Below are 7,622 nucleotides of genomic sequence, written 5' to 3' on the forward strand. Positions count from 1 at the left end.
AGGAGAAAACCATATGAGCAAATTAGTCATCGCGGAGAAGCCGATGCTCGCCCGCGATATCGCCCGCGCCATCACGGGAAAAGAGGTGTCCGAGAGCGCCCGCCTTCCCATCTCGGGAAACGGCTACACAGTCTGTGCCTGCGCCGGCCACCTTTTGGAACTGGTAAAACCGGATGCCATCGACCCAAAATGGGGAAATCCTTGGAGCCTAGACGTACTCCCTATCGAGGTTCACGACTGGCCGAAGGAGCCTACTGAGGACAAGAAGAGCCTTGTGGAGGAAATCGCGGGACTCCTTAAAACCTGCGATTCCGTCATCGCCGCCGGTGACCCGGACGATGAGGGGCAGCTTATCGTGGACGAGCTTCTGGACTACCTCGGCTATACCGGTAAGGTTGAGCGCGTCTACGTGAACGACAACATCGAGAAGAACATCGTGAAGGCATTCGACAAGCTCGTGCCCAACGACTCCTGCCGTGGTGCCGGGAACGCCGCCTATGCCCGACAGATGGCGGATATGTGCTTCGGCGTGAACGAGACGAGACTCGCCACCAAGCGTCTCGACGGCCTGTTCACCGTCGGACGCGTGCAGACCCCGACGCTGGGGCTTGTGGTGAAACGCGACGAAGCCATCGCCCACCACGTCACTCGAAAGTTCTACGAGCTGTTTGCAAGCGGTGATTCGGATGCCGGAGAACTCACCTTCAAGTATCTGCCGGGAAAGGAGCTGCTTGCCGGTGAGAAGCATCTGTTCGAGCGGCATACGCTGGAAGCCCTTAAGGAAAAGCTCGTCGGACGCGACCTGCACTTTGAAACGACCGTATCGAAAAAGCAGGAGAACCCGCCGCTTCCCTACAACTTGACCGTGCTGCTTTCCGACATGAGCGAGCGCTTCGGCTTCACTGCCGCCGAGACTCAGCAAATCACGCAGGATTTGCGTGATAAGTACAAAGCCATCACCTACAACCGCTCCGATTCCCAATACCTCAAGGAAGAGCACCGAGAGCAGGCACCGGCAGTCCTTGCGCAGGCGATGAAGAACCTCGGTGTGCGCTGGCCTTTGGATTACCGGCTCCACTCCAAGGCGTTCAACGATGGGAACGTGACCGCCCACCACGGCATCATCCCGCAGGAAGCGGATGCGCCCGTGTCCGCGATGGAACCGGACGAAGCCAAGGTCTACACCGCCATCTGCGAGCGCTATGCGGTGCAATTTCTTCCTCCCGCCGTGTACGACGTGAGCGAGAGCACGGTAAGCGTGGACGGCGGAACGCTTAAGCTCACAGCGAAGCGCCTTTCGGACGCTGGGTTCACGGCTGTCTTCCCGAACATCTCGAACAGCCGTGTCAGAGAGGATTCCGATACGGGGAACCCATGGGTTCCCGCAGGAAGCCACACCCTCGCCGGTATCTCCTGCTCAATCACGGAAGGGGAGACCACCCCGCCAGCACCCTATACGGAGGGCACCCTCATCACCGACATGGCATCCATCGCGAAGTACGTCAAAGACCCGGAAATCCGCGAAATCCTCAAGCGCAAGGATGACGGTAAGAAGGGGGAACACGGCGGCATCGGAACGACGGCCACCCGCTCCTCCATCATCGAGGGTCTGAAAACCCGTGGCTACCTTGAGGAACAAAAGGGAAAGGTTCGAGCGACCGATAAGGCCAAGGCGTTCTACGCACTCCTCCCGCCGGAGATTCGCGGCGCGGACGTGACTGCAAGATGGTGGCTCATCCAGCAGGATATCGCAGACGGCAAGGCGGACGTGAACGCCCTGCAAGATTCCGTCATCAAGGTCTTCAATCACCACCGCGAGACCGCCTACGTGGGCGCATCCATCGCAGGTACCGGAAAGGCCGTGGTCGGCAAGTGTCCAAGGTGCGGCAAGGACGTTATAAAGACCGGCACCATCTACGCCTGCTCCTCCATCAAGAACGAGAAGCAGGAGGACGGCACTTGGAAGGAGGTCTCGGGCTGCGGGTTCAAGCTGTTCGGCTTCTGCACCAAGAAGTTCACCGAGAAGCAGGCCGCATCCCTTCTTGACGGGAAGGCGGTCTCGCTAAGGGGCTGTAAGTCCAAGACCGGAAAGACCTTCGATTGCACAGTTGTTCTTCAAAAGGACGGGTCGGTAGAACCCATTTTCACACCGAGAAAACCCACGAAAAAAGGCCGCAGGTAGCGGCAGAAAGGAAGGAATGACATGGCAACACTCCTATCACCGGATATGCTTCCCGAGGATATTCGGAACATGGATTTCGGGCAGGCTTCCATGCCCCACGCGCCCGAAGCCCAGACCCCGGAAGTACCCTACGATATGACCACATCCGCACCAGACCGCCCTGCCATACCGCTCTCCCCGGACATGCTTTCCGGGAATCTGCAAGGAAATGGAAGCGAGAAATCGGGCATCGAGTTCTCCTTCGATGCCTTCGGATACACCCAGCAGGTCGAACTCGTCAGGGAGTCCTATGCGGACGGGAACCTTGCAGTGACCGCCTATCTCTCTGACCCCACCGACGAATCGTTCGGACAGCCTTGGAGCAGCGTCACCGTGAACTTCGGTTCCCCGTTGCAACAGGACGCGACCGTTTTCCTCGACACCAATAACATGGGAGAAGCGATGCTCTCGAAAATCTCCCAGCTCGGAGCCTTCACCGGCCAGTTCATGCGCTCGGGGTTCTGCTCCTACCCGGCCTTCACCTTCGATACCGAAGTCATGGACAACATGCGCGACTTAAACGAGTTCGCATCGGCAGACCATATGAGCCTTGCCGAGGTGCGCGATACATGCCGCGCGGCACTCGAAAACGTATACGGCAGCGAGTTCACGGATGCCTTGGAAAGCGGTTACGACCTGAACGCCGAATCCCATGACTGCGCTTCCGGGAGCGCCGTGCTCGAAACCTGCGACGCGAACTGCGCGGAACAACCCATGAACCATGTGAAGGGGGTGCGATAGGCATGAGCCGATTTCACTCGAACCGGACTTGCATCCGTTCGCCGACAGCTATCCCAAGCAGCCAAAACACACCATTGTGCTAAAATCGGGTACCGTATACACACCGCGCGGGACTACCCGTTCCGCACAGACAGAAAGGATGGAAAAACATGCCCAAGAAGACACCGGAGCCAGAGCAGGCTCCCAAGGCAGACAACTACGCCAAAATCAACATGCCCGCCGCCTTCCTCACGCCCCACGACATTCAGACAAGCGACGGGCGCACCTTCGAGAAGTGCTTCGTTTCCTTCCCCAAGGGGACGAAGGTGAACGGCATCGACGTGAGCGGCTTCTCAACCGATGTGTTCCTCTCCGACTACATGAAGAAGGACATGCTTGAGAAGGGACGCGCCACGGTCTCGTTCAAGAAGGACGAGCCGGTGCCCATCTGGACGGGGAAGAAGGACGATGCCGAGCACCCGTATCAGCGCTACGAGGTGAAGGCCACCGACCTCACCCACGCACTCAAGGTGGCGCAGGATGCCTATAAGGCCGGAAAAGCCGCAGAGCGTGCCGCCGCCAAGGACGGCGTGAGCCTTGCGGGGGAAGCACGCGACATGGAGACCGGGAAGGACGCGCTCGCAGGCGATGACCCCGCCAAGTCCACCAAGTCGCGAACCGGGCAGGATATCGCCCAGTAGTACAGAGGAAAGAGGTGACAGTTCATGGTAATCGAGGTGCTCTACAAGTCCTTCCGCTACGAGAAGTTCGACTCATCCGCCCAGACGAACTCCGAGCCGTTCCGCGCGAAGGGAACGAACATCCTTACCGACTGGAACCTCTACCTCGGTGCCCTTGAGGAAAACGGCATCATTCTCGCAGAGCACTGGTATGACGGAAATCCGCAGCACGCAGGCGGACAGGTGACCCTTGAGGGCACCAAGGTTCCCGCCGCCACCCGTCAGGTCGGGAGCGCCATGCTCCTCGTCTCGCCAGATGAGCTGGACGATGTAGTCTGGCTCAAGAAGGACGGCGAAAAGCTCCTGTGGCGGGAGGGCGATGAGCTGATAAACGGCGAGCGGTTCTTCGCCATGGAGCAGCTGTGTTACTCCGATGCCACAGTGCAATCCATCAACCGTCGCGCCATCGCCGTGTTCGACTACTTGAAACATGCGCACCCGACGTACCCGGATGATGAGATTGCCCGCATCATGGGCTACACCGAATCCGCCATCGAGCGCATCCGCGATGCAGAAATCTCTCAGGACGAGGGCTTCGCAGACGATGATGGGGAAGGGCAAAACGAGGAAGACAACACCGGGGCTATCGGCGGATATGACTTCGGTTAGAGATAGAACGCAACGAGAAACGCAGTTCAAACGAACCACCAACGAAGCTACAAAAAACCACGCAAACAAGGAAGGAGAAAAGAACACATGAAGATTCTCGGACGAATCAAGAAATCTAAGGTGCTCACTGCGGTCATGACCGCAGTGCTCATCTTCCAATCGGCGTGCCCCACCGGGCTTGCCTATGCCGCGCAGAAATCGGGTGTTAGCGCCTATTCTGCCGGTCAGACCATCGACCAAGCACTCGGTGCCACCAAGACGGTCGAGTCCGTGCTCTCCCAGCACGAGAACGACGAGTATTACCTCACCACGCCATACGGCAACAAAGGGCCTCATGGCGAGGGCGGTGCAATCGGCACTTGGGACTGCTGGAAACCGAAGGGTGAGTACGGTAGCGGTGCCTATATGAACTGCGCCGGTTTTGTGGTTGCCGTCCTCCGTGCCTGCGGAGCGAACACATCCATCATCGGAAACTATACCGCCAAGGACGGCTACAACAGGGGCAACGAAGCGAATGCCTCCAAATGGGAAGAGTATTGTCGCGACAACAATGCCGTCAGCTACACGTTCAGCTCCAAAGAGCAGATGCTCGCGTCCGGTATCCTTGAGAAGGGCGATATCATCTACATGGAGCCGGTGGACTGGAATCATAGCAATTCAGACTGCCATATCGGCTTCTTCTGGGGCAGCAACAGCTCGGAAGACCTTTTCTGGCACTCTTCCAGCCACGCAGACGGAATTGTAAAGGGCTATTTTCCGAACTCCGCAGGCGGCAACGTGATTTCCAAAATCACGCCCAAGTATCCCGTTCGCTACTACCGTGTCATCAAGACGTTGCACAAGGGATATCTGACACTGCATAAGGACTCCTCAAATAAGACCCTTACCGATGCCAATGACTGCTACTCCCTCGCAGGTGCCGAATATGGGGTCTACACTGACTCCAACTGCTCGAACAAGGTAGCGACCCTTACGACGAACGCAAGCGGGAACGCGAACACCGTCTCGCTCAATCCCGGACGCTACTATGTGAAGGAGACCAAGGCTCCCAAGGGATATTTCACCGATTCGCAGGTTTACACCGCAGATGTTTCCGGCGCGAATCGCGAATCCTCGCCTGTGAAGCTCTCAGTCAGCGACAATCCCGCAAATGACCCTATGGCTATGCTCCTTGGTAAATACGACGGCCAGAAGACCTATAACGGCGCGGGCAACCTCCCGCAGGGTTCCGCCACCCTTGCAGGTGCTGAGTTCACCGTCGATTACTATGCCACCCTTGACTACAAGAGCTACGATGACCTTAAGAACGCCGACGTGAAGCCGACGCGTTCTTGGACGTTCAAGACGAACGAAAACGGAATCGCCAACTTCAAGGCCGACGATTTTGTTTCCGGCGATGCCTTCTACTACAACTCTAATAACGACCCGTGCATCCCGCGCGGTACTGTCGTCATTCGTGAGACCAAGGCACCCGCAGGCTATGTGAAGTCTGACGATGTGTCTTTCCAGAAGATTCAGGAGAATCCGACCACAGGTGCCGTTCGTACTTACAACGTCCCGAAGGTTGCCGAGCAGGTCTACCGCTCCGATATCGAGTTCACGAAAAAGGCCGATAACGGTTCCGCGCACCTAGCCGGTGTGCCCTTCAAGGTGACCTCTCTCACCACCGGTGAGTCCCATATCGCCGTGACCGACGAGAACGGCTATTTCAGCTCCGCGTCCTCTTGGAACGCGCATGACTCGAACACCAACGCGAACGATTGGGCGCTGACCGCAAGCGACACCATCGACAGCACGAAGCTCGATGCTAACGCCGGTTTCTGGTTCGGCAACAACAGCGTGCTCGATGGGAACGGCACCACTTCCACCTCCGATGCCGTCAAGGCGGACAACAAGCTCGGTGCCCTGCCCTTTGACACCTATTCCGTCGAAGAGCTTCGCTGCTCCGCTAATGAGGGCTATGCGCTCATCAACACGACTGTTACCGTGACCCGTGATGCCAAGACCATCGACCTCGGCACCTTCGATGACCCGGAGCCGGAAATCCACACCACCGCCTACGACGCTTCTGATAGCGACCATTACGTCGGAGTCGGCACCGTCAAGATTTCCGACAAGGTAGAGTACAGCCATCTCGTCGCGGGTAAGACCTACACCGTCATCGGTGAGCTGCATGATGCCGCTACCGGCGATGCCGTCACGGTTAACGGTCAGGCTATCACTGCCGAGAAGACCTTCACGGCTGAGGACTCCGCAGGTTCCGTCACGCTTGACTACGCTTTCGATTCCTACGACCTCAAGGGGAAGACCCTCGTGGTCTATGAGACGCTTACCGATGCAAAGGGTGCGAAGCTCGCCGAGCATAGGGACAAATCCGACGTTTCCCAGCAGGTGACCGTGCTTACGCCGAAGCTCTCGACAAGCGCTGTGGACGATGCGGACAATGACAAGTCCGTCACCGCTGAGGATGATGTTACCGTTACCGATTATGTCCGTTACACCGGGCTTACCGCCGGGCAGACCTACACGCTCTCGGGAACCCTTATGGACAAATCCACCAAGAAGGCTTTCATGGATGCCGACGGCACCCCCGTCACCGCGACTGCGGAGTTCACGGCGGAAGCCGAAAGCGGTACCACGACCGTGACCTTCACCTTCGATGCCAGCGGCATCAAGACCGGCACCAAGCTCGTCGCCTTCGAGACTGTTGCCACGAACGGTATCGAGATTGCCGACCACAAGGATATCAACGACATTGACCAGACCGTTACCGTGAAGGCTCCCGTTATCGGCACCACCGCCGTCGATGCTGCCGACGGTGACAAGACGGTCACGGGTGAGGAAAATGTCGCTGTCCGCGATACTGTCCACTACAACAACGTGACCCCCGGTAAGACCTACAAGGTCACCGGTACCCTCTATGAGAAGGTTCTTGACAAGAACGGAAAGGTCACGAAGAAGGTATTCAAAGACAAGAACGGTACCCCCGTCACTGCGGAAGCAAACTTCACCGCAGAGGACTCCTACGGAAACGTCGATGTGACCTTCTACTTCGATGGCAGTTTGCTCAAGGAAGGTACCTCTCTCGTTGCCTTCGAGTCCCTGTCCCACAACGACAAGGAGATTGCTTCCCATGCCGACGTGAATGATTCCGGCCAGACTGTCATCATCACGAAGCCCAAGCTCTCCACTACCGCAACGGATGCCCTTGATGGTGATAAGAACCTCATCGGCGAGGATAATGCCACCATCGTCGATACCGTCCATTACATGAACGTGACTCCCGGCAAGACCTACAAGGTTTCCGGCACCCTCTACGAGAAGGTCACCGA

The 7,622-nt window shown here is 57.5% G+C and carries 5 protein-coding genes; all 5 read left to right on the forward strand.

The genetic code is table 11. The features are described from left to right. Window positions 1-13: 13 nt before the first annotated feature. Entirely contained in the window at window positions 14-2,182 is a 2,169-nt protein-coding gene (locus tag DWW51_RS07320; protein WP_197032211.1) for a type IA DNA topoisomerase, read from the forward strand. A 21-nt stretch (window positions 2,183-2,203) separates the two neighbouring features. Continuing rightward, on the forward strand, window positions 2,204-2,962 hold the full coding sequence (locus DWW51_RS07325) for a DUF4313 domain-containing protein (protein ID WP_117774037.1): 759 nt from the start codon (window positions 2,204-2,206) through the stop codon (window positions 2,960-2,962). 149 nt (window positions 2,963-3,111) lie between these two features. Continuing rightward, window positions 3,112-3,642, forward strand: coding sequence for a hypothetical protein (locus DWW51_RS07330; RefSeq protein ID WP_117774038.1), 531 nt, complete (start codon window positions 3,112-3,114; stop codon window positions 3,640-3,642). 24 nt (window positions 3,643-3,666) lie between these two features. After that, window positions 3,667-4,290 carry a hypothetical protein gene (locus tag DWW51_RS07335; RefSeq protein ID WP_117774039.1) on the forward strand — a complete coding sequence of 208 codons (624 nt, stop codon included), beginning with the start codon at window positions 3,667-3,669 and terminating at the stop codon, window positions 4,288-4,290. Window positions 4,291-4,377: 87 nt separating this feature from the next. Continuing rightward, window positions 4,378-7,622, forward strand: a 3,245-nt coding sequence (locus DWW51_RS07340) for a VaFE repeat-containing surface-anchored protein (RefSeq protein ID WP_117774040.1), incomplete at its 3' end; no start/stop codon positions are given.

The sequence above is a fragment of the Collinsella sp. AF15-51 genome (assembly GCF_003462845.1).
Classification (GTDB): Bacteria; Actinomycetota; Coriobacteriia; order Coriobacteriales; family Coriobacteriaceae; genus Collinsella.